The sequence below is a fragment of the Paenibacillus sp. JSM ZJ436 genome (genome assembly GCF_044383795.1).
In the GTDB taxonomy this organism is placed as follows: domain Bacteria; phylum Bacillota; class Bacilli; order Paenibacillales; family Paenibacillaceae; genus Paenibacillus_AQ; species Paenibacillus_AQ algicola.
Map to the genome: position 1 here is coordinate 263,394 of NZ_JBISEO010000003.1, position 22,020 is coordinate 285,413.

The 22,020-nt window shown below is 51.3% G+C and carries 20 protein-coding genes; 14 read left to right on the forward strand and 6 right to left on the reverse strand.

The window, feature by feature from the left end; genetic code table 11:
- Positions 1–524 precede the first annotated feature (524 nt).
- A complete protein-coding gene (locus tag ACH6EH_RS05410; protein WP_397331442.1) occupies positions 525–1,091 on the forward strand; it encodes a hypothetical protein in 567 nt (188 codons plus the stop codon).
- A 191-nt stretch (positions 1,092–1,282) separates the two neighbouring features.
- Here ACH6EH_RS05410 and ACH6EH_RS05415 read toward each other — a convergent pair whose 3' ends face one another.
- The gene (locus ACH6EH_RS05415; RefSeq protein WP_397331443.1) at positions 1,283–2,272 is read right to left on the reverse strand and encodes a right-handed parallel beta-helix repeat-containing protein; all 990 of its coding nucleotides are present in this window, start codon (positions 2,270–2,272) and stop codon (positions 1,283–1,285) included.
- Between the two features lie 335 nt (positions 2,273–2,607).
- On the reverse strand, positions 2,608–2,715 hold the full coding sequence (locus tag ACH6EH_RS05420) for a putative holin-like toxin (RefSeq protein ID WP_138226523.1): 108 nt from the start codon (positions 2,713–2,715) through the stop codon (positions 2,608–2,610).
- Positions 2,716–2,928: 213 nt separating this feature from the next.
- Between ACH6EH_RS05420 and ACH6EH_RS05425 the strand changes: the two genes are divergently transcribed.
- Positions 2,929–3,477 (forward strand): hypothetical protein, encoded by a 549-nt coding sequence (locus ACH6EH_RS05425; RefSeq protein WP_397331444.1) that lies wholly within the window; start codon positions 2,929–2,931, stop codon positions 3,475–3,477.
- Between the two features lie 179 nt (positions 3,478–3,656).
- Here the strand turns inward: ACH6EH_RS05425 and ACH6EH_RS05430 are convergent, their stop codons facing one another.
- Entirely contained in the window at positions 3,657–4,493 is an 837-nt protein-coding gene (locus tag ACH6EH_RS05430; protein WP_397331445.1) for a sulfurtransferase, read from the reverse strand.
- 40 nt (positions 4,494–4,533) lie between these two features.
- A complete protein-coding gene (locus ACH6EH_RS05435; protein WP_175415312.1) occupies positions 4,534–5,046 on the reverse strand; it encodes an SEC-C metal-binding domain-containing protein in 513 nt (170 codons plus the stop codon).
- 314 nt (positions 5,047–5,360) lie between these two features.
- Between ACH6EH_RS05435 and ACH6EH_RS05440 the strand changes: the two genes are divergently transcribed.
- The 7 genes from ACH6EH_RS05440 (at position 5,361) to ACH6EH_RS05470 (ending at position 14,617) form a co-directional block, all read left to right on the forward strand.
- Positions 5,361–5,687, forward strand: a complete 327-nt coding sequence (locus ACH6EH_RS05440) for a hypothetical protein (protein ID WP_397331446.1) — start codon at positions 5,361–5,363, stop codon at positions 5,685–5,687.
- A gap of 294 nt (positions 5,688–5,981) precedes the next feature.
- Positions 5,982–7,796 carry a cache domain-containing sensor histidine kinase gene (locus ACH6EH_RS05445; RefSeq protein ID WP_397331447.1) on the forward strand — a complete coding sequence of 605 codons (1,815 nt, stop codon included), beginning with the start codon at positions 5,982–5,984 and terminating at the stop codon, positions 7,794–7,796.
- 4 nt (positions 7,797–7,800) lie between these two features.
- Positions 7,801–9,423 (forward strand): response regulator, encoded by a 1,623-nt coding sequence (locus tag ACH6EH_RS05450; protein WP_397331448.1) that lies wholly within the window; start codon positions 7,801–7,803, stop codon positions 9,421–9,423.
- A 12-nt stretch (positions 9,424–9,435) separates the two neighbouring features.
- The gene (locus ACH6EH_RS05455) at positions 9,436–10,788 is read left to right on the forward strand and encodes an extracellular solute-binding protein (RefSeq protein WP_397331449.1); all 1,353 of its coding nucleotides are present in this window, start codon (positions 9,436–9,438) and stop codon (positions 10,786–10,788) included.
- 180 nt (positions 10,789–10,968) lie between these two features.
- Entirely contained in the window at positions 10,969–12,366 is a 1,398-nt protein-coding gene (locus tag ACH6EH_RS05460) for an extracellular solute-binding protein (protein ID WP_397331450.1), read from the forward strand.
- A 63-nt stretch (positions 12,367–12,429) separates the two neighbouring features.
- Complete coding sequence (locus ACH6EH_RS05465) at positions 12,430–13,299, forward strand: carbohydrate ABC transporter permease (protein WP_138226506.1); 870 nt, start codon at positions 12,430–12,432, stop codon at positions 13,297–13,299.
- Positions 13,300–13,303: 4 nt separating this feature from the next.
- Positions 13,304–14,617, forward strand: a complete 1,314-nt coding sequence (locus ACH6EH_RS05470) for a carbohydrate ABC transporter permease (RefSeq protein WP_397331451.1) — start codon at positions 13,304–13,306, stop codon at positions 14,615–14,617.
- Positions 14,618–14,784: 167 nt separating this feature from the next.
- Here ACH6EH_RS05470 and ACH6EH_RS05475 read toward each other — a convergent pair whose 3' ends face one another.
- On the reverse strand, positions 14,785–15,666 hold the full coding sequence (locus ACH6EH_RS05475) for a helix-turn-helix transcriptional regulator (protein ID WP_397331453.1): 882 nt from the start codon (positions 15,664–15,666) through the stop codon (positions 14,785–14,787).
- A gap of 134 nt (positions 15,667–15,800) precedes the next feature.
- Between ACH6EH_RS05475 and ACH6EH_RS05480 the strand changes: the two genes are divergently transcribed.
- Complete coding sequence (locus tag ACH6EH_RS05480) at positions 15,801–16,631, forward strand: phytanoyl-CoA dioxygenase family protein (RefSeq protein ID WP_397331454.1); 831 nt, start codon at positions 15,801–15,803, stop codon at positions 16,629–16,631.
- Between the two features lie 234 nt (positions 16,632–16,865).
- Positions 16,866–17,960 (forward strand): glycoside hydrolase family 117 protein, encoded by a 1,095-nt coding sequence (locus ACH6EH_RS05485; RefSeq protein ID WP_397331455.1) that lies wholly within the window; start codon positions 16,866–16,868, stop codon positions 17,958–17,960.
- Between the two features lie 105 nt (positions 17,961–18,065).
- Here ACH6EH_RS05485 and ACH6EH_RS05490 read toward each other — a convergent pair whose 3' ends face one another.
- A complete protein-coding gene (locus ACH6EH_RS05490) occupies positions 18,066–18,857 on the reverse strand; it encodes an IclR family transcriptional regulator (RefSeq protein ID WP_243895771.1) in 792 nt (263 codons plus the stop codon).
- Between the two features lie 199 nt (positions 18,858–19,056).
- Here ACH6EH_RS05490 and ACH6EH_RS05495 point away from each other — a divergent pair, with 199 nt between their 5' ends.
- Genes ACH6EH_RS05495 through ACH6EH_RS05505 form a run of 3 tightly spaced genes read left to right on the forward strand, consistent with a single transcriptional unit; the run spans position 19,057 to position 21,995 of the window.
- A complete protein-coding gene (locus tag ACH6EH_RS05495; RefSeq protein WP_397331456.1) occupies positions 19,057–20,160 on the forward strand; it encodes a mandelate racemase/muconate lactonizing enzyme family protein in 1,104 nt (367 codons plus the stop codon).
- A 22-nt stretch (positions 20,161–20,182) separates the two neighbouring features.
- Entirely contained in the window at positions 20,183–21,223 is a 1,041-nt protein-coding gene (locus ACH6EH_RS05500; RefSeq protein WP_397331457.1) for a zinc-dependent alcohol dehydrogenase, read from the forward strand.
- A 1-nt stretch (position 21,224) separates the two neighbouring features.
- On the forward strand, positions 21,225–21,995 hold the full coding sequence (locus tag ACH6EH_RS05505) for an SDR family oxidoreductase (RefSeq protein ID WP_397331458.1): 771 nt from the start codon (positions 21,225–21,227) through the stop codon (positions 21,993–21,995).
- Positions 21,996–22,020 lie beyond the last annotated feature (25 nt).

The following is a 22,020-nucleotide window of genomic DNA, read 5'->3' on the forward strand; positions in this document are numbered from 1 at the left end:
CCGGTACTTGGAGCTTTCCAGGTGCCGGTTTTTGGTGTGTTGTAATCGACGCTGTGGGCGGATGCGGAGCAAACGAACGCGAAAAACCGAGCTCGTTGCAGCCACAGGCCGCGCACGCGCCAAACGAACGCGAAAAACCGAGCTCGTTGCAGCCGCAAGCCGCGCACGCGCCCAACGAACGCGAAAAACCGAGCTCGTTGCGCCCGCAGGCCGCCCCCGCGCCAAACGAACGCGAAAAACCGAATTGGATGCGCCCGTAGGCCGCCCCCGCGCCGAACGAACGCGAAAAACCGAGCTCGATGGAGCCACAGACACCACGTCGCGGATTCAAAAAAATAATACCCATTTACAAGTTGGCTCAGTTGTATTAAGCTCTAAATACGCTAATGTTAATTCATGTGTGATGGATGCTGAGAGCATAGATACAACGAGGCAAAGCATGCCCCGTCTTTTTTCTCGAGAGAGAGAAAGGGCGGGGCTTTTTACATGTTTATGGGCATAACCAATAAAGCGAGGGATGAAGTGTGGGATATGAGGCGGAGCATGATGAGTGGTTGAACGATCATCTCAAACGTAGAAAGGGGGAGCGGCTAGACGCCCTAAAAAGAGGGCATGGCTACGGGAATCGTCTGTTTGTCGAACGAGTTTGGTGGCCGCTTGCGGGGCATTTTGACGGACTTCATCCCGAGTATGAGGTTCGGGACTGGCGCGGCAGGTCCTATTATGTAGATCTGTTATGGGAAATTGGCGGCTCGCGAATTGCTATAGAGGTCATGGACTACGGCTCACACGGCACGGATCGTACAAAATATCGAATGGATTTAAATCGTGGACTGTTTCTTCAATCTCAAGACTGCACGGTGCTTTATGTCTCGCTGGATCAGTTAAAGGAAGATGCATCGTTTTTGCAGACAACCCTTCGAGCGATTTTGTTTCCCTACCTGTTTGCTTGGCAGCCCGCCAAAGCATTGCCAGAGCAACGGATGTATTCCAAAATAGAGCGCGATCTCATGCGAGCAGCCATTCGTCACGACCGGGTGCTTCGTCCGTACGTTGCCGCGAGGGATTGGAGCTGCACACCACCACCGTGATCAAATATTGCAAATTGCTGGTGGATAAAGGTAAATTGAGATCATTAGGCAAAGGGATATCCGGGAGGGTAACCTCCTATGAATATATCGGTGTGATTCAGCATCCGGATCTCGTTTGAGCCTCAGCCCACACAGCAAAATCATTAAAAAACCCCCTCAACGGCAATTTCTTGCAGAAGAGAGGGAGGGGATTAGTTGACGCTTCCCTTATACATGTTGCCGGAAGGGCTGCGGGTATTGTTTGAAGCTGTTGCCGTAGCGCCGGTGTCAGCATTGACCACGTAAGGCGTAGCATTATCCAGATACAAGGTGTTCCCGGTGAAGCTCGCATTTTGTCCCCATCCGCTGACGCGCTCGTGCACCTGGAAGGCGTCTACAATCTTGCTGTTGCCGTTTCGGTAGCCGACGTTATTTTTGATAACATCATTATTGCCCTTTACATCAATAAAGCTGTCTGCATAATTGGCACCGGCGATGCCTGTCCCGTTAAAAGTACAGTTCTCAACCGTAGTTCCAGAAGAGCCTTCCTTGATATCAACATGCTCGGCCCGGACATTAGGACCGAAAGTAACGGATGAAATCCTGTTGTTATTCGTCTCTTTAATGTAGCTGCCCCACTTACCAACGTCCGAACCGACATAAACGCCTTCGCCATACTCAGGGTTCAGCTTTCCGGTATCGGATACAGTCGAATTCTTAATGGTATTATTAGAGCTGCCGTCCCGGTAATGCACGCCTTCCTCGCCAATGCTGTACACATCCACATATTCTATCCATGTGTGGTTGGCATGATCGAGCATGATGCCTTTTTTGGCATTGGTCACCTTCACGTTGCGGATATCGTAATGATCTCCGGTAATATACAGCGCATAGCCGCTGGAGGTCGTGCCACCGTTAATAATGGGTTTGTTGGTGGAGCTTGCGCCTTTAATGGTGATTTTGGCAGAGGCTGTGCCGTTCTTCGCGGCGACGAAGTTACCTGTAAACGTAACCCCTGCAGCAAGAGTGATCACATCGCCAGGCTGTGCATTCGCAAGGGCTGAGGTGAGGCATGATGCCGTACTGCATGTGACCGATGCGGCCTGAGAGACCGTTGGAGCGGTAAACAAGGTGAGCGAGAGCATCACTGCATAGAGTACAGACTTTCGTAATGGGGGTAAAGCGCGTTGAAGATTAAACATGACATCACTTCCCTTTCTGAGTAAAATAATGTGGTGCGGTTACCCAATCCGTGAATGCAACCCTCCTAATCCCCTTGTATTAAAGCGCTTACAATTATGAATTATAAGGAATACGTTCGTTACTTCTTGTATAAATTTTATGTCTTCTTGTTCATTTTCTATATGGGGGACCCAATTTCCCATCTCCTTATTGCACGTATAAACAGAGGTCGTTATAATAAAACTAAAGAAGGAGCCGTGCGCGAACACGACTCCTTGGAACGATAGACCGCTTCAAAGGCGGTCGGCTTCGGTGAAACGATCAGTAATAGACCGCTACCTTGCAGGGGGGCGGTCTATTTCTTTTGGTTCAATGCAGTGACAATGGCGACGACCAGCGTAAGCAGCGCTACAATGAGCGCACCAAAACTAATCATCAATGTCAGTGCATCCTTAACCTCCATGAGCATCCCTCCCTTCTATAGAGAGGTAGCCGACTCCAAAGGATTCCAAAACTGATTTTGGACCGATAATCGATTACAAATCTAACGCTGTATTATAATTTATTGTTGAACCGGAACGAAGGTAACACTAAAACTTAGTTCCGGTTTCTGTCTTTATCGATGATGTATACAGCTACGCTTTAGTCTTAATCTTAAAGCTGGGGTGATCTGGTGATGAAAAGTAACTTACAATGGGTTAAGTATACTGCGTCCTGCTTAGCCATAATTTTAGGGATCTTACTGTTTTACTGTATTTATCTGATTGTTAACTTGAAAGGGGATATTAAGGACTACAATCAATACTTCTTAAACCGTTCAGACAGTATAACTATTTTAGTTCAGGAAGAATTGAAAAATAACAGTGACTTGCTCGTGTCGATAGAAAAGAATAAAAGCTTAACGGAATTTAATTCTAGCCAATTGAGTAATAGCTTTCTAAATATATCCAAAGCCTATGCTGAATTGCTCCAGATAGAGAGCATAGTCGCCAAGAATCACCAGGGTAATATGAATAACCTATCCAGTAAAATTGCTCAGGATATTAGTTTGTATTTCCAACAGCATCAAAATCAATCGTATTCTGACGAAATCATAAAGAAAATAATTAGTGTAAACGATGAATGGGTTATTATATTTAATAATACGAATTCAAAGAACCAACTTACACTCAAGTTATCCTCATCTGCTAAAATACTTTCACCAAATCCTACTGTGAAGGTGTAAATGTCATGTTTTTTGGCCTTGTTCGTATTTTTTACGGTCCGAAGACAGCGCGCAAACGTTTACAGAGCGCGAGAGTTGACTCCGTGTTGGCTCAAGAGCCTCTGAGCCCAGCACAAAGAAGTACATCGCCACTTGGGCAATGTACTTCGAGTCATACACTATTCTCTATCTTATCGGTTTTACTCGTCCCCCACCGCAACAGGATTCTCCCTATACGAAATCCAATCGCTCCAGCTTCCCGGATACAGCTTCACGTGGGTGAAGCCGGATTCCAGGAGGGCCAGGACGTTGGGGCAGGCGGAGACGCCGGAGCCGCAGTAGATGATAAGCTCCTGGTCCTTCGGGAGCTCCTGGAAGTGGTTGGACCACTCCTCCGGGCTCTTCCAGGAGCCCTGCTGCGTGAGCAGGTCTTTCCAGAAGTAGTTGACGGCTCCGGGAATGTGGCCGGCTGCTGCATCAATGGGCTCTTCCAGGCCGAGATAACGGCTCGGCTCGCGGGAGTCGATCAGGGTGGCGCTGCCGGTGAAGGAGGCCTTACGGACATGCTCCACGTCAGCCACCATCTCGCCCTGAAGCTCCACGTCATAGGTCGCCGGTATGACGACCGGCAGATCGGCCGTGACCGGGTACCCGGCCTGACTCCAGGCGGTAAAGCCTTCCTCCAGCACATAGGTCTGTTGATGACCTGTGAATCGCAGCATCCACCAGAGGCGGCTTGCGACCATGCCGTTCTGGTCATCGTAAATGACGACGCGGCTGTCACGGCTTATTCCGGCCTGGCCGAATACCTTCGCCATGTGCTCCGCATCTGGCAGAGGGTGTCTGCCGCCGTGGTCTGTCACCGGAGCAGACAAATTCCTTTCCAGGTCCAGATAAACGGCCCGTGGAATATGGGACTCCTCGTAAGCATGCTGGCCAGCATCGGCCTTCCCCAGTGCAAATCGACAATCCACAATGACGAGATCCGGCTCATACAGCCGGGCAAGGAGCCATTGCTTCTTTACTCTGAAGCTCATTAGGAGCACCACCCTTCACTTTGATATGGAAGCATGTATGTTAACCCGCTTGTCCAAGCTGTCCCATGAATTGCTGCAGCTGAGTTGAGCATTTGGCAAGCGTTGTGGCCGCTACATCATGCTTGGCTGCGAGCTCATTCTGCGTTGCCGGGATATCGAGCGCCTTCGTGCACAGCTGGTCCAGCGCGGCCTTGAAGCCGCCCGCTTTGCGGAACTTCGGAGCTTCCTTGCGGCAAAAGCCGTTCCAGATGATCAACGCGTTATAGAGATAGAACAGCTTCTCCGGCTCATTATATTCGTAATCGTGGAACAGCTGAGGGAACAATTCTTCAGCCAGCTCCCGATAGGAATTCTGGTCCCACTTCATCTGACCGATCCGGGCTGTTAGCTCATCCAGGCTGGAAGGAGCGTTGAGCATGGCCAGCTTCTCTTCCTGTGAAGGTTCGACATGACGCCGGGGTCCACCTGAACGGCGATCTTTCTCCATACAGCATTTTTTATATTTTTTGCCGCTGCCGCAGTGACAGGCATCATTTCTACCTATCTTTTCCAAAAACATTCACTCCTCGGATTGGGGTTAAGAGTTAGTTAGTAAATCTATATGTCTATCATAAAAGATTATGCGAGGTTTGACCACATGTTTAAGGGAGCTGGCAGTAAAATATACCTACTTACGGGCTGAATCCCGTCACCCTTCTTCACATAAACACCTGATTCCTCAAGGATTTTTTTGAAAAAGGAGGGGAGAGAGGCGGAGGAATGCCAGGCCTGGGAAACTATGATAAAATGGTAGACATTGGTCGTTTGAGCATTCGCCACTGGTGAATTGAATACAATTGGATTGGAGCGGTGAAGATGGATTTCGAGATGAACAGCATACAAAAGAGCCTGCAGCAGATGCAAGCCCCGGATGCAGAGCAGCTGGAGCAAAGAGCGAAAGAGCTCGAAAGCAACCGGAGTGTGCCGATTGAGCAAATTCTGAATCCGGACTTCATGGGCCGGCATACACGGTTTGCTTCTATTGAAGCCTTTTTCGAGGATGGAAGGTTTGTCGTCGAGAAGGATGAGGACTTTGAGGCTCTGCCGCAAACAGCGCTGGATCAGCATGCAAGGGCGGTGACGCCGTTCGATTCCTTTCAGGAGATGGTGGACAAGGCCGTAGGAGAATACATCATGCGCAGCCTGGGCTTTTGAGCAGCGGGCTTTGCTGCTTGGCATAAAGCTTGTGATTTTTATAGATATTCGTGAAGATATTTATACCTCCCCTTCCTGGACACGCCTTATATTCAAGACATTATCCTCTTCAACGGCATCTCATTTCACCAGCGAAGCTAAGTGTTTAGCGCCTGACTGAAGCACTTGGCTCCTCTGGAAAAAGGTGCTCTTTTCCGTTTCTACTTCAGCCTTTACAATGGACATTATAAAGTGCTTCGCAACGGGCACCATCGGACAGATCGACAGGAAGGGGGCAGGGATGTGCGAGGCTTCATGTCTTCGGTGAGCCGTTATATCGGCAAATCGCTTTATCGCAAAATTTTACTGTCTTACCTGCTTATTGTCCTGTGTATCGTATTCGTGCTCGTTTTTGATTTCTACTTCCGGACCGCAGAGGACTTGAGGACTCAGGCCGTAGATCATCAGGTTCGCATGACACAGCAGGCCGCTTCGACGCTGAATGCCAATCTGACGAACGTCAAAAGCTTTGCCTGGAACTATTTCGGGGATTTTGACTTTCATCAGTTTGTGATGGGTATGGGGACCGATCCGGAAGGGCAAAGCTCGTATCGCGGCAAAATCTCCAACTTTGTGTACAATCATCCCATTGTGACCAATGTCGTGATCCTGCAGCAGGATGGCTTCTCTCTCCGGGTGGGTGGACTGGTATCCACGACCATTGCCCAGAATGAGATGCAGCGTCTGACTGACGCCGCGATGGAGGCGGAAGGCAAAGGGCTGTGGCTGCCTACGGATATGTATAATCCGAATACGTCGGGGGAGCCGCCGGGCTATACGCTGTCCTATGTGCAGGCGATCCGCAACATTTCCTTAACTTCCCCGGGCCGGGTCATCGGGGTGATGGTGTTTACGCTATCTCCAGAAGCGCTTGCGCAGTGGCTCAGTGAGAGTGAGTCGTCCGTAGGCAGCCGCACGTATCTCGTGGATAAGCAGCAGGGGACCATTGTCTATTCGCGGGAGATGAAGGAGCGCGGTGCAGTGATTTTGCCGGCGGAGGAAATCGCGCTGCAGCAAGGCCAGCTGAAGGGACACTATTTCAGAGAGCAGGACTCCGGCGGCCAGCTGATTGTCTTTGAGAATCTGGGCCAGACGGGCTGGGCGGTCGTCTCGGAAATTCCGTCCCGGCAGCTGACGCTGTCCATTGATGATTTTACGACGAGGACGATCTGGATCGGGGCCTTTACGCTGCTCATCTCTATGCTGCTGGCGGGATTCATATCCTCTCGCACGATTAATCCGCTCAAGCTGCTCAGCAAGGGAATGAAATCCATCGAGAAGGGAAATTACTCCGTGGTGCTTCCGGTTCGTACCGAGGATGAGGTTGGATATTTAAGCGCTTCCTTTAACCGGATGACCCGGGAAATTAATCGCTTGATCAGCAAGGTGTACGAGGCTGAAATTGTGAAAAAGAATGCGGAGATCAAATCGCTGCAATCCCAGATCAACCCTCATTTTTTGTACAACACCTTGGGTGTCATTGACAGCATTGCCTCCCTGCAGGGAGATGACCGGGTTTCCTTTATTAGCAGGTCGCTCGCCAAGATGTTTCGCTATAACATCAGCGGGGACGATATTTCAAGCCTGGATGCCGAGTTCGAGCAGATTCGACTGTACCTGGCCATTCAGAAGATCCGCTTTGACCACCGCCTGGATTATTCCATCTATCTGGAGCCCGGTCTGGAGCAGGTGCCGATCCCGAAGCTGCTGTTTCAGCCGCTGGTGGAGAACAGTGTGAATCATGGCATCAGCCGCAGCCTGGAAGGGGGTATCGTCCGTCTGGAAGCTATTTCCGGCGGAGAGGACGAGGTGCAGGTCAAAATATGGAACAATGGTCTTCCCATTGATGCCGAGCGGCAGGAGTGGCTGAACGGTCTTTTGCAGGACGCCAGCCAGGAGGATGGCGGGGCACCAAGAGGTGCTTCCTCCTCCATAGGTTTAAGCAATGTGCAGTCCCGCATTCAGATGCTGTACGGACGTCAATGCGGCATTACGTTTAGCAGTGATTCGGAATACGGGACAACGTTTACCTTGACGATCAAGACCTGTTTGCCGGATCAGGAGGGATGAGAGTATGAACATCATGGTATTGGATGACGAGCCGATCATACGCCAGGGCATTATTCACAAGATTGCCCAGACCGGTCTGCCGGTCACGGTGATTGCGGAAGCGGGAGACGGTGTACAGGGGCTTCAGCTGATGAAAAGTGTCAAGCCGGACCTGATCCTGACAGATATTCACATGCCGGGCATCGACGGACTGGAATTTATTCGGCAGGCCCGGCTGCTCGACAGCGAGGTCCAGGTCGTCATTATTACGGGCTTCGATAACTTTGACTATGCGAAGCAGGCGATCAAGTACGGGGTAGCCAATTACATGGTGAAGCCGCTGGAGGAAGAGGAGCTGTACGCCACGCTGTCGAGTCTGCTGGAGCGCAAGGAAGCGGAACACCAGACGGTGCAGATGATCCAGGAGCTTCGAAACGTAGCGGAGACCAGCCAGGAGGCGTTCCGACAACAGGCGCTGACGCAGTTTCTGCAGGAGGAGGATTTCGTGGCAGCCACCGCGGAGCTGGAGGAGCTTGCGAGGCATGGAGCCTATTTTACAGCCGTTGTCATTCAGCTGGAGTCGTTCAAGGTGCCGCATCAGTCCTTCGGGTCCCAGGAGGAGAGTCTGCTCTGGTTTGCAATCAAGAATATTGTCACAGAGCGGTTTCTTTCCAACAGCATCCAGGGCATTCTGGTGCATCACTCGCTGCGGCGCTTTGAGCTGGTTTACGTTCTGGGTCTGCGAAAAGGACAGGATAAAGCGGGCGTAACCTCTGCGCTGGAATCCATCTCTTTCGGTATTCGCAAGTATTTGCGCCTTGAAGCGACCATTGGTGTAGGGCCTTATCAGGAGCAGATTACGCGCGTGCAGGAAAGCTACCGGGAGGCGAAGCAGATCGCTCGTAATTCGATTTTGCACGGAAGCAGCCGAATCTATCAGACCCCGACGATCACCTCTACCGGGAAGGAGGCTCAGCGCAAATCCTTTATCAGTCATGAGGATATCAGGCTGCTGGAGGACTGGCTGGGCAAATGGGAAAGAGACAAAATCCATAAATGGATTGAACGCCGCCTGGGCGCCATTGTGCAGGAGCCGTCCTCCAGCTATGTGATGGTCGAGTGGTTCTGTGTGGATCTGTACCTGTTCCTGAACAAATACTGGCTGGTCCATACGGAAAACTCTAAGTGGGCGATCGGGGAGCTGACGGATCTGCAGCGCGAGCTGGAGCAGACGACGGCGTGGCAGGACATTGTAGATATGATGAACAAGCTCGTTACGAATATGATCGGGCTGCTCTCCCACACCAGCAATCTGGATGGCAAGGAGATTATGGAGGCGGTGCGTGTGTATTTGGAGCAGCATTATGCCGAGCCGATTCAGCTTTCGGTCATTGCAGAGCGTTTTTTCATCCATCCGAATTATTTCTCCAAGCGGTTTAAGGAGAAGTACGGTGAATCCTTTGTCGATTACTTGAATGGATTGCGGATGAAGGAGGCCGCCCGGCTGCTGGTGGAAACAGACCTCAAAATCCGGGAAATCAGCGAGCGGGTGGGATTTGAGGATGCTGCCTACTTCGGCAGTGTGTTCCGCAAGCGGTTCAAGATGACACCGGGACAATACCGGGAGCAGAGCTCCGATCAGACCTAAGGGGGAAACGGCATGAAGAAGGGCTCCGTTTTGAAAAAAATGCTGCTCCTGGCGCTCGCTCTTCCTCTGCTTGCCTCCTGTACAGGCAGCAAGCCCTTGAAGCTGGAGGGCGGCGTGACAGAGCAGGTGGTCGAGATTGTCGTCTGGGATAAGCCATTTGCAGGCTCGGCGGACAAGCCGTACTATGACTTGATGTTTCAAGAGTTCGAGAGGCTGTATCCCCATATTCGGGTCATTCACATGGAAGCCGCCTACCAGAAGGAACGTGAGCAGTTTATGACGGCAGTGGCCGGCGGTGAGCAGCCGGATTTGTATAATGCTGCCTTTCCGGATATGGAAACGTATATCGACCAGGGCATTCCAGCAGATATCACAGAGCTGTGGGAGGCGTATCCGGACCGTGTTCATTACTCGCCGATTGCTATGGATACGGCCTCCCAGCAGGGCAGGGTGTACGGCATTCCGAACCTGATGTATGTGACTGCTCTTGCCTATAATAAGCGGATCTTTCAGGAGCAGCAGCTTCAGCCGGAGGAGGTGCTGCAGGACTGGGATACCTTCGCCAAGGCGGCCCGGGACCTGAAGGATGCTTCAAAGGATCGTTACGGCTATGCCATTCTGGGCACAGAGTGGGCCGACTGGTTCTATGAGTATTATGTGTGGCAGGCCGGAGGCGATCTGACCCGGCGGCATGCGGACGGAAGTGTGGAGCTAACGTTTAATTCCGAGGCGGCGGTCAGAGCACTGGAATACTACCAGGATCTGAGATTTCAATATGAAGTGACACAGCCCGACGTGCTTCAGAGCCTGGATGACAGCAAAAAGGATTTTTACTTCGGTCGTGCCGCGACAATGATTGTGGCCTCGAACTGGTTTGGAGAGATGCGGGAGTCGGGGGTACATCTGGAGGATATCGGAATTGCTATGTTTCCTGCGGGGCCTGCCGGCGTATCGCTGTCCCAGGTTGGCGGGGGCATCTGGATCTTCAATCCGAAGGCTTCCAAGGAGAAGCAGCAGGCCGCCTTCACGTATGCGACCTTCATGACCTCCAAGTATGCCCACGAGGAAATGCTGCGCTTTCAGCAGGAGCAGGGGAAGCTGCCTAATCTGCTGTCCTACCGGGATGATGTGAACCCGGCAATCTATGCTGAGGGTATGCCGGGGGAGCTGGTCCGCAACATTCAGCAGGCGGCTGAGCAGAGCCGGCTGGAGTATTTTTTGAAATCAAGATTGAGCCCGTATGTCTCAAAGGCCGTGCAGGAAGCATTGCTGCACGAGGAGGCAGATCCTTACGAGCTGCTGACAAGAGCGCAGGAGAAGGCGGAGAAGGAAGTGGTTCAGCAGTATAATGAAGACATCCGGTGAGCGTGAGCGCCGCCCGAACAGGAGATGATTCCTGGACGGGCGGCGCTTTCTTATTTCGCGGTATTTTGCGAGAATGATTAAGATTTTCGTAGCCGCTGCTTAATATATTCGTACGTGCCTCCTTCCGGTGTTCTTTACAATTGAAAGAGTAAAGACATCTCATGAATGGGGGATTCAACGATGAAGAGAAAGATCAGATCTAAAGCGCTTCTTACCCTGACGCTGCTGACATCCATGTTCGTATCGGCATGCTCCGGCAATGGCACGGGCACTACTGGAAGCGATTCCAGCAGCGGGGAGGCTGGTCAAGAGGCAACGCCGCAGGCATCGGGCGAGGTTGTCGAGATTGTAGCATGGGATATGCCGCAGGACGGTGATCCTGCCAAGCCATACTGGGAGCAGGTTTTCAAGGATTTTGCCGAGAAGAATCCCAACATTAAGGTCGAGCATGTAATGCAAACACTGACTAAGGAAAGAGAGCAGTTCATGACAGCCGTGGTTGGCGGGAAGCAGCCGGATTTGTACGCGAACGCGTTCCCGGATATGGAGTCCTATATTGATCAAGGCATTGCTGCCGATATTACAGAACTGTGGAATAACTACGCAGAGAAGGACCAAATTTTGCCTTCAGCTATGCAGGCCGCAACCCGCGATGGCAAAATTTACGGGATTCCGAATCTGATGTACGTCACGGGCCTGGCTTACAACAAGCAGATGTTTGCTGATGCAGGCCTGGATCCGGCCGAAGCATTAAAGGATTGGGAATCGTTCGGTGAAGCGGCTCAGAAGCTGTCTGATCCTTCCAAGAATCAATATGGATATGCACTGCTTGGAATGGACTGGGCAGACTGGTTCTTTGAATATTACGTCTGGCAGGCGGGCGGTGATTTGACAGAGCGGCAGGAGGATGGAAGTGTCAAGCTGACCTTTACCTCCGAGCCGGCGGTGCAGGCACTGCAGTATTATCAGGATCTGAAATTCAAATATAATGCAACTCAGAAAAATGTCGTGCAAAGCCTGGACGAAAACTCCGATGATTTCTATCAGAATCGTGCGGCTTCCATGATTGCGGCGTCCAACTGGTTTGGCGGTATGGTATCTGCCGGTATGGATATTGAGAACATTGGATTCTCTGCGCTTCCACCGGGACCTGGAGGGTCCTCTCCTGCACAGGTAGGCGGTGCGGTCATGATCTTTAACCCGAAAGCGACTCCGGAGAAGCAGCAAGCGGCGTTCACGTACGCGACTTACATCGTATCGAAGGAAGTTCAGGACGGTTTGCTGCAGTATCAGATGGATAACGGTATTTTCCCGAACCTGCTGAATGTACGGAGTGATGTAGATGCTTCCCAGTTCGTTGAAGGGATGCCGGAAGAGCTGATCCAGAATGTCCAGAATGCTGCTCAGGAAGGGCGTCTGGAGTACTTCCTGAAGGCTCGCTTGAGCCCTTATGTGGTCAAGGCTGTACAGCAGGTGCTGATGGATGAGAGTGCTGACCCAATGAAGGTTATGCAGGAGGCTCAGGATTTGGCTCAACGCGAAGTCGTCGACAAGTACAACAAAGAAATCAAAAAATAATAGCGCCAGGGATTCCCCCTTTCGGGGGAATCCTGAACGCCGTTTTGGGGATGAGGGAGACTTATGCTGCGTAAATTAAACATTCGCTGGGTGCCTGTGCTGTTCTTGCTGCCTTCCATCATATGCTATGTGCTGTTTAAATATTATCCGCTGGTAAACATGGCGTACTTGAGCTTGTTTGACTATAACATTGTAAACCCGCCGGGCAAATTTGTGGGGCTCGCTAACTATGCCGAGTTCTTGAAATCCACGACCTTCTGGCAGGCGATGTCGAACACCTTCGTGTTCTTCGTGCTGTACCTGGGGCTTACGTTCTGGATTCCGATTGTTCAGGCTTTGTTTCTGATGGATATTCGCAAGGGGAATGCGTTCTTCCGGTTTATGTATCAGCTGCCGGTTATTATGCCGCTTGTCGGCGGAGTGCTGGTCTGGAAATGGATGTACAATCCGGATTTCGGATTGCTGAATTACTGGCTTGAATTCTTCGGACTGGGTCCTTATCTATGGCTGAATGATGCCAGCATGACCAAGCTTGCTATTGTATTGCCTGCGGTGTTTGCGGGCAACGGGATTTCACTGCTGCTGTATTACTCGGCCTTGAAATCGGTTCCTACGGAAATTCTGGAAGCGGCCAAAATGGACGGCGCCGGGCCCTGGAGAAGAATGTGGACGATGCTGCTGCCAAGCATCCGGTTCATTATTATTATCCAGTTCATTGCGTTCATGTCCAGTGTACTGCTTGCTTACGATAATATTTATATTATGACACAGGGCGGGCCGGCCGGAAGCACAACGGTCGTATCCATGCTCGTCGTCAATTCCGCCTTTCAGCAGTCCCGGTTTGGCATCTCCGGTGCCATTTCCGTATTTATGTTCTTCGTGATTGCACTGCTGACCATTGTACAGAATAAAATTTCCGCAGAAAAGGATTGATCTTATGGAACCGACCACAATCAAGGAAAAAGGAGGGCGGTCGCTGAGAATTACGGCGTATGTCGTCACGATCACCTTCGTCATCTTTGCACTGATTCCGACGCTGTGGATGTTTGCCTCCTCTCTGAAAACGGAGAAGGATATTAACTCCTATCCACCCAAATGGCTGCCGAGTATTCCTCAGTCGATCGACGTCACCATTGATTATACAGGCACTAGCGAAAATGATCCGGAATTCTATGAGAAGGATGCCATGCGGGCCATGTGGTATCCGTGGATGAAGAACATTCGCGAGAGCATCGGGGATGTTCAGGTAACGGGCATTAAGGACGGCAAGGTTATCTATACTGCTGAGACGGTATCCTCCATGTTTCTTGTCGGTCAGCCCAAGGTTGTGCCGACCACGATTTTCAATGAGACGATGATGGACCGGAAGCTGCCTGTGATTCGGGAGCAGAAGCTGTCAGAATTTCAATGGAAGGGGGAGGACGGGGGAGCGGCCGAAGCTACGGCGGCCATTGCTGGAACTGATCTGGCGAATCGATTCTCGGCCTTTTATCAGTCCAATGAGCTGGTGAAGGGACAAGTGGTGTCGATTCAAGAGGACGACAGCTGGATTCGTGTATTCAGCAGCTATCTGGCCTTGAACAAAGTCGCACAGGATACAGCAGGGCCTCTCGGATTTGCACAGTATTTCCTGAACAGCACGATTATTACGGTGTCCAGCGTGCTTGTCCAGCTTGTGCTCGGTGGATTGGCCGGATATGCTCTGGCCCACTTGATCGAAAGCAAGAAGTGGAAGTTTATCTGGGTGATGTTCTTTCTGGCGACGATCATGATCCCGGATATCTCGTTGCTGCTGCCACTGTATCTGCTGATGAAGGATTTAGGCCTCGTCAATTCTCTGCTTGCCGTCATCTTGCCGCATACAGCCTGGGGGATTGTCATCTTCCTTTTTAAAGGATTTTTCGAGCAGATCTCGAAAGAGCTGCTGCAGGCTGCCAGAGTCGATGGAGCCACAGAATGGAGAACCTTCATTCAAATTGTAACGCCACTCTCGATTCCCATCTTTACAACGGTGGCAGTTATGACCTTTATTCCAGTGTGGAACGAATTTCTGTGGCCGCTCGTCGTGAATAGCTCTCCGAAATACTGGACGTTTACCGTTGCGCTGAACGATCTTCAGAACCAGCCTAGCGTGCTGCAGAACATGCTGATGGCGAGCGCTCTGGTGTCCATGATTCCGCTGCTGCTGATCTTTCTGTTCGCGCAGAAATACATCGAGAAGGGAGTTTCCTTCTCCGGAGTGAAAGGCTGATTGCCTAAGCATAAAGGACGTTTCTCAAGGTCGAAGGATCTTATGGGGAACGTCCTCTTGTTGGTTGAATAGGAGCATCCGGTGAACCGGCATGCATCACATGTCACGGAGCCAGGCGCTGTACGAAAGCGGGGAATGAAAGAACTCCTCCTCCGCTGTAGGCATGGCTATAGCAGGCGGCAGAATTTACGATACTCTCCAGGAGGCATACCCTCCCATTTATGAAAAATACGTACGAAATAATGAACATCCTTATAGCCCACGGCATAGCCGATGGCTTCAATCGTGTCGCTGGTTTCCCGCAGCAGGCGCTTGGCTTCAGCGTGGCGGATTTGCTGGACGAATTTATTGGGGCTCCGTCCCGTGCACTTCTTAAATAACCGTCCCATATAATCCACATTAATATTCAGCAGGTCGGCCATTTTCTCGTTACACCAGTGTTCGGCGACATCCTGTTCGATGGCTGTGGCCAGACGTGTGATCGCCAGCTGCATGCCGGCGCTGGCTCCTGCCCGATGATGCTGGTGAATAGCTCTCGACATCTGAGCGAACAGCTGCAGCAGCAGGCCCTGGCAGCACATCATATAGCCGGCTGGACGCTGGGTGAATTCATGGATAATCGTGCTCAGCAGGCTATACATCTCGGGAGTCGCATGCAGGCTGCCGGGGGAGAGCCACTCCTGAAACTCAGGGCTCTGCGGCATGCTGCAGTAGTGAACCGGTTCATCGGGATCTCCGTACACGATAATGTCTTCATCCTTGGCGATCAGCAGCTCATTGTAGAAATCAAAGTGGACTCCAATAAACAGGGCGTCAGGCTGGGAGAGAACCTGTACCCGGTGCTTGAGCTCTGCGGGCAGCAGGAAGAATTGACCGGATTGAACGAGAAAGGGCTCTCTTCCTTGTATTTCAACCAACACCTCTCCGTGCTCCAGCAGCAATATTTCAAAATCGCGGATCCGCCTCTGTATGACTCGTTCCTTGGCTTGACGATGCTGCTGTGCCCAGTGCACAACAGGATTTAACGGGGGTTGAATGGCCGCTTGCAAATGAGATCGCCTCCTAAGATGTATAAGTCGGTAATGTCCAATATCTAGCCTCGATTGTTCAAATACAGTGGTTTGAAACCATGATAACATAAGGATTATCAAGAGTTAAATCATTTATGAAGGAGTGAAGAAGCATGTCGGATTTGAGTAATCTTCCAGAGCTGTCCAGCGAATATTCCCTGAGTCAAGAACAAATCAAGCAATTTCAAGAGAAGGGACATCTGAAGCTGGCGGGTGTGGCAAGCCAAGAGGAAGTCGCTGTATATAGAGAGTTGATTGGTGAGAAAGTGAAGGAGCTGAACTACCACGACAAGCCCGTGGAAGAGCGGGATACGTATGGCAAAGCCTTCATTCAGATTTCGAATATTTGGGAGAAATCAGCGGAGATTCAGCGCTTTGTGTTTGCCCGCCGGTTTGCGAAGATCGCAGCCGACCTGCTCGGTGTCGATGGCGTACGGGTTTATCATGACCAGGCCCTGTTCAAGGAGCCGGGTGGGGGCATTACACCTTGGCATCAGGATCAAATATACTGGCCGGTGGATACAGATAATTTTGTGACCATGTGGATGCCGCTTGTACCGGTATCTCAAGATGTAGGCTCCATGAATTTTGCCAGCGGCTCTCATAAGTATGGATATATTAGCAAGCTTGCTATTTCTGATGAGTCCCAGAAGACACTGGGTCAGTACATTGAGGCAAAAGGGCTGGAGGTCGAGAACTACGGCGCACTGGAAGCAGGAGATGCAACCTGGCATTATGGCTGGACACTGCATAGCGCACCGGGTAATCCGACGAGCACGATGAGAGAAGTGATGACGATCATTTACTATGCCGATGATGCCAAGGTGCTGGAGCCGGATTCCAATGCCCGCAAGTCTGATCTGAAGCGCTGGCTGCCAGAGCTGTCGCCAGGGGATCTGGCGGCAAGCAAGCTGAACCCGGTTGTATATAAGAAAGGCATGTAATGAAATAAATGAAACTGCTCTTGATTAGATGGTGGTTTAGTGACTTCCGTTCTAAGGAAGAGCGGTTTTTTTATGTGACCTGTTTCTTGGAAAAAGAACAGATCGGGATTGACGGCTAAGGGCTCGCAGAGTATAATTTACTTAACTATAAAAACGAAACTAGTTCCAATTAAATTTATTTTAATTAATTTTATTGGTAAATCGTTTCATTAATAAGTAGAGGAGTAAGGGATCATGAAAAAAGAAAGCGCTGCAACGATTAGAGCTCGGCAATATACCAAAAACGCCGACTGGTTTTGTGATTTTGCGTATGAGCCTATCACCGGCCTAGAATACGAGGAAGGAGTTCACCGGAGAGACCCCAGCAGTGTAATCAAGGTTCAGGATCAGTACTATGTCTGGTATACCAGATCCGTAGGCGAAGCGGTTGGCTTCGGGACCGGAGATCCGGAGGCGAAGGTGTTTCCATGGGATCAGTCTGAGGTCTGGTATGCTGTCTCCCCGGACGGGACCCATTGGAAAGAGCAGGGACTGGCCGTTGGACGCGGACCGAAGGGCTCCTTTGATGACCGGAGTGTATTCACACCAGAAATTTTGCATCACGGGGACAAGTTCTATCTCGTGTATCAAGTGATCGAGGGTCAGTATTTGCTCCGCAAATACGAGAATATCGCAATGGCGGTGGCAGAGTCGCCGGAAGGACCATGGCGGAAGCTGGATGCGCCGATTCTGCGCCCGGCCATGAACGGTGAATGGTTCGGAGACGATGACAATCGTCTGACGGTTAAGCATAAAGGCGACTTTGACAGTCTGAAGGTGCATGACCCGGTGCTGTTCCATTACAACAATCAGTTCTGGCTGTATTACAAGGGGGAGCAGAAGGGAGAGGAAATGACCTTCGGCGGACGCACGACCAAGTGGGGAGTCGCGATTGCTGACCATCCGGAGGGTCCTTATGTGAAATCAGAGTACAACCCGGTAACGAACAGCGGCCATGAAACCCTGCTATGGCATTACCGGGGAGGTATGGCTGGCCTGCTCTCTACAGACGGACCGGAGAAGAACACGATTCAATATGCGCATGACGGCATCAACTTCGAGATTGAGGCCGTAATCAAGAATCCGCCGGAAGCAGCAGGACCTTACCGCACAGACGAAACGGATCGGGGACCGCTGGAGGGAATCCGTTGGGGCTTGTGTCATAACGTGCATTCCAAGTGGAATTATATTTTGAAATTCCGTACGGTTGAGGATTACAAGCATCACTATGGAAACAAGGTAAATCCAGAAGTGCTGTGGTTAGGCAAAAAAGCAAAGCATCAGGACTAAAACAAGTAAGGCCGGGCGCTCACGCAAGCTCGGCCTTTGCTTTTGACTTGAGGTCGAAGGCTCTTAGCATTGAAAAAACCGGCGCCCTGAAGGCGCCGGTATGCATTAAGAGAGATATACGGAGCGCATAGCCGGGACGAAGCCGAGCCGTTTGGAAATGAGCGAGGACTTCTCCTTGACGAGCGCCTCGAGCTGCTCCTGCTTGTCAAAAATTCTAGCCGTTGGGCCTGCAACGCTGATTGCCGCGATGACCTTGCCGGTATAGTTGAACACTGGGCCAGCAATGGAGCTAAGGCCATCATCATATTCCTCCCGGTTCACCGAGATGCCGCTCTGACGAATTCGGCTGAGCTCCTCCAGGAATTGCTGCCGATCGGTAATCGTCGTTGGTGTGTATTGACGCAGTCCTTTGTCACTGACGATGTTATCGACCGTTTCCAGCGAGAAGTAAGCCATGATGGCTTTCCCCAGACCCGTGCAGTGCACCGGATTTCTGGAGCCGAGAATCGCATTCATAATGACGGATGCGCTGCCATCCACCTTATAAATGTAGATGACTTCACCCTCGTTATATACAGCCAGGAAGGCGGTTTGGCCGGTCTGGGCTGCAAGATCCTGCAAATGGGGAATTGCGGCCTCCACCAGGTCAATATTATGCAGTCCAGCCATTCCGATTTCAATGGACTTCAACCCGACAAAATATTTCTCCGTGGACGGCTCCTGCATAACGAAGCCTGCTTTCATTAACGTCTCCAATATACGATGGGTGGTGCTCTTAGGAAGCTGTGTCGCCTCGGCCAGCTCACCAATTCCAGCGCCGCCCTTGTTCAGGGCAAGCTGCTCCAGAAGAAATAATGCGCGTTCTAATGTGGAGTTCGTTTTATTCCCGTCCATCATCAATAGTGCACCTGCTTTCGAAGTTCTCTTATTCCATTATTTTAAATAACGTTTCGAAAGTAGTCAATCTCATAATTAAAATGATATAGTGTTCCGTTTTAGTATTGACCATCTCAAATATTTGTAATAGTATTTGATTAATTGGAACGAGTGATTTGGAATATGAGCGTTTCGATGAATGATCATAGAGGGTGAAGATATGGCTAATGGAAAACAGATTACCGATATTCAAACACAATATTTTCATGTTCCCTTATCGGAACAGCTCGGCGATGCCAGACACGGCATTCATTCACATTTTGAACTGGTAACCGTCACGATTGTTCAGCAGAACGGTCAGCAGGGGGTTGGCTACACGTACACGGGCGGGATTGGCGGCCGGGCAATCTGTCATATGATTGAGCATGATCTGAAGCCTTGTCTGCTGGGAAAGGAAGCCAGCTGTATCGAGAAGCTGTGGGAGGATATGGTCTGGAAGATTCATTATGTGGGCCGGGGTGGAATCGCTTCCTTTGCAATTTCGGCGATTGACATTGCCCTTTGGGATCTGCGGGGGCGGAGCTTTGATGAACCGCTGTGGAAGCTGCTCGGCGGAAATGCCTCCTCAACGAAGGCCTATGCCGGGGGGATTGATTTGAACTTCTCCCAAGAGAAGCTGCTTACTAATGTACAGGGCTATTTGGACAAAGGGTTTCATGCCGTCAAGATCAAGCTTGGCCAGGAGCGGCTTGCCGAGGACATTGAACGCGTAGCGGCAGTCCGAGAGCTGATCGGACCTGAGTGCGTATTCATGGTGGACGCGAACATGAAATGGACCGTTGAGACGGCCGTCAAGGCTGCAAGATTAATGCAGCCCTTTAACATCTATTGGCTGGAGGAGCCGACCATTCCGGATGACTATGACGGCTTCCGCCGAATCGGCAGCGAAGGCGGGCTCCCGCTTGCGGCGGGGGAGAATTTTCACACGGTCTATGAATTCGTCAATATGATTACCCGCGGACAGATTGATTTCCCGCAGCCGGACGCCTCCAATATCGGCGGAATTACCGGGTGGCTGAAGGTGGCTAACCTTGCCTATGCCTATAACCTGCCAGTGTGTACCCATGGCATGCAGGAGCTTCATGTCAGTCTGATGGCTGCGATGCCAAATGCCTCGTATCTGGAGGTTCACAGCTTTCCGATTGATCAATATACGAAGCGGCCGCTGGTCATTCGTGACGGGCGGGCGATCGCGCCGGATAAGCCTGGTACGGGCGTCGAATTTGACTGGGAATTGCTAAAGCCTTATCAGAAGGGATTTTAATTTCTTTTCACGAGAGGAGCAAATGATGATGAGTATTCAAGCGGCTTTTTATGAAGGGAATAAACGCATCACCGTAGGCACGGGTTCCCGCCGGGAACCTGGACCGGAGGAAGTCGAAATCAAGGTTGGTTTCGCGGGGATTTGTGGAACGGATCTTCATATTTACCATGGAAACATGGACCATCGCGTCAACATGCCGCAGGTGATTGGACACGAAATGTCGGGCGTCGTCGAGCGGACCGGCGCTCAGGTTACGGCGTTCAAGCCCGGTGACAAGGTCACCGTGATGCCGTTGGATTCTTGTGGAGAATGCCCGGCATGCAAGGATGGCTGCAGCCATATATGTCACAATCTGAAGTTTATGGGTATTGAGACGGATGGCGCTTTTCAGTCGTTCTGGACCGTTCCGGCCAAAACGCTGCACCGCTTGCCGGAGGAGCTGAGCCTGAAGTACGGCGCACTAATTGAGCCGCTGGCGGTAGCGTGTCACGATGTCAGACTGGGTAAGGTGACCACGGGTGATCAGGTTGTCGTAATCGGCGGGGGACCGATCGGGACCTTGATCGCCATGGTAGCCAAAGCCGCTGGTGCCATCGTCACCGTCGCTGAAATCAATCCTTACCGCCTGAAGCTGCTGCAGCAGCTCGGCCTTGAGACCTGTAACTCCAAGGAGCAGGATCTGGCCGAGTACGTTCAGAAAGTGACAGGCGGTCGTGGCGCCGATGTGGTGTTTGAAGTGACCTCCTCTCTTGCAGGAGCAGAGGTAATGACAAAGCTGCCCAAGGTTCGGGGGACGATTGTGATCGTTGGCATATTCAGCAAACCGGTACCGGTAGATCTGCACCGCTTCTTCTGGAGAGAGCTGAAGCTGATTGGTGCGCGGGTGTACGAGCATGAGGATTTTGAGAAAGCTATCGCACTGGCGGCGGGCGGAGAGCTGGCTCTGGATCAGATTATCAGTGAGGTCTATCCGTTGAACGAAATTCAAGCGGGCTTTCAACAGATGGAATCCGGCAGTGGAGCGATGAAGGTGCTGATCCGCTGCAATGAAGGGATGCAGTAATATGAGTATTCAGCAATGGTTTGGACTGGAAGGGAAGAAGGCGCTCGTGACCGGATGCAAGCGCGGCATTGGCAAATCTATGGCGCTCGCGCTGGCACAAGCCGGGGCTGATATTATCGGAGTCAGTGCGACATTGGAGGAATCGGGAAGCGAGATTGAGCAGGAGGTTCTTCAAACCGGTCGTTCTTTTTCCGGCTATGCCTGTGATTTCAGTGACCGTGCAGCCTTGGCAGCATTTGCTGCCAGGGTGAAGGAGGAGCATGGGCCAGTGGACATTCTGGTAAACAATGCCGGAACCATCATGCGCAAGCCCGCTGCAGAGCATCCGGATGATTATTGGGATCATGTGATCGAGGTCAATTTGAACTCACAGTTTATACTGGCCAGAGAAATCGGGCAGGGCATGCTGGAGCAAGGCAGCGGCAAAATTATCTTTACGGCCTCATTGCTCACATTCCAGGGGGGCATTAACGTTCCGGGCTATGCCGCCAGTAAAGGCGGAATCGGGCAGCTGACGAAGGCATTGGCGAATGAATGGTCTTCCCGGGGAGTTCAGGTCAATGCGATTGCACCGGGGTATATCGAAACAGACAATACCGAGCAGCTTCGTAATGACCCGGAACGGTATGAAGGAATTCTCGGCCGTATACCTGCCGGCCGCTGGGGCAGACCGGAGGACCTCAACGGAGCGGTGATCTATCTGGCCTCGCCAGCCTCCAATTATGTAACCGGCACCATTGTAACGGTAGACGGCGGCTGGATGGGTCGATAATAGCAGCTGAAGATGTGCCGAGGAG

What these genes read in the sequence shown, in the direction of transcription:
- ACH6EH_RS05415 (WP_397331443.1), bottom strand. Translation starts at nt 2,272, where the DNA reads ATGTTTAATCTTCAACGCGCTTTACCCCCATTACGAAAGTCTGTACTC.
- ACH6EH_RS05420 (WP_138226523.1), bottom strand. Translation starts at nt 2,715, where the DNA reads ATGGAGGTTAAGGATGCACTGACATTGATGATTAGTTTTGGTGCGCTC.
- ACH6EH_RS05425 (WP_397331444.1), top strand. Translation starts at nt 2,929, where the DNA reads ATGAAAAGTAACTTACAATGGGTTAAGTATACTGCGTCCTGCTTAGCC.
- ACH6EH_RS05430 (WP_397331445.1), bottom strand. Translation starts at nt 4,493, where the DNA reads ATGAGCTTCAGAGTAAAGAAGCAATGGCTCCTTGCCCGGCTGTATGAG.
- ACH6EH_RS05440 (WP_397331446.1), top strand. Translation starts at nt 5,361, where the DNA reads ATGAACAGCATACAAAAGAGCCTGCAGCAGATGCAAGCCCCGGATGCA.
- ACH6EH_RS05445 (WP_397331447.1), top strand. Translation starts at nt 5,982, where the DNA reads ATGTCTTCGGTGAGCCGTTATATCGGCAAATCGCTTTATCGCAAAATT.
- ACH6EH_RS05450 (WP_397331448.1), top strand. Translation starts at nt 7,801, where the DNA reads ATGAACATCATGGTATTGGATGACGAGCCGATCATACGCCAGGGCATT.
- ACH6EH_RS05455 (WP_397331449.1), top strand. Translation starts at nt 9,436, where the DNA reads ATGAAGAAGGGCTCCGTTTTGAAAAAAATGCTGCTCCTGGCGCTCGCT.
- ACH6EH_RS05460 (WP_397331450.1), top strand. Translation starts at nt 10,969, where the DNA reads ATGAAGAGAAAGATCAGATCTAAAGCGCTTCTTACCCTGACGCTGCTG.
- ACH6EH_RS05465 (WP_138226506.1), top strand. Translation starts at nt 12,430, where the DNA reads ATGCTGCGTAAATTAAACATTCGCTGGGTGCCTGTGCTGTTCTTGCTG.
- ACH6EH_RS05470 (WP_397331451.1), top strand. Translation starts at nt 13,304, where the DNA reads ATGGAACCGACCACAATCAAGGAAAAAGGAGGGCGGTCGCTGAGAATT.
- ACH6EH_RS05480 (WP_397331454.1), top strand. Translation starts at nt 15,801, where the DNA reads ATGTCGGATTTGAGTAATCTTCCAGAGCTGTCCAGCGAATATTCCCTG.
- ACH6EH_RS05485 (WP_397331455.1), top strand. Translation starts at nt 16,866, where the DNA reads ATGAAAAAAGAAAGCGCTGCAACGATTAGAGCTCGGCAATATACCAAA.
- ACH6EH_RS05490 (WP_243895771.1), bottom strand. Translation starts at nt 18,857, where the DNA reads ATGATGGACGGGAATAAAACGAACTCCACATTAGAACGCGCATTATTT.
- ACH6EH_RS05495 (WP_397331456.1), top strand. Translation starts at nt 19,057, where the DNA reads ATGGCTAATGGAAAACAGATTACCGATATTCAAACACAATATTTTCAT.
- ACH6EH_RS05500 (WP_397331457.1), top strand. Translation starts at nt 20,183, where the DNA reads ATGATGATGAGTATTCAAGCGGCTTTTTATGAAGGGAATAAACGCATC.
- ACH6EH_RS05505 (WP_397331458.1), top strand. Translation starts at nt 21,225, where the DNA reads ATGAGTATTCAGCAATGGTTTGGACTGGAAGGGAAGAAGGCGCTCGTG.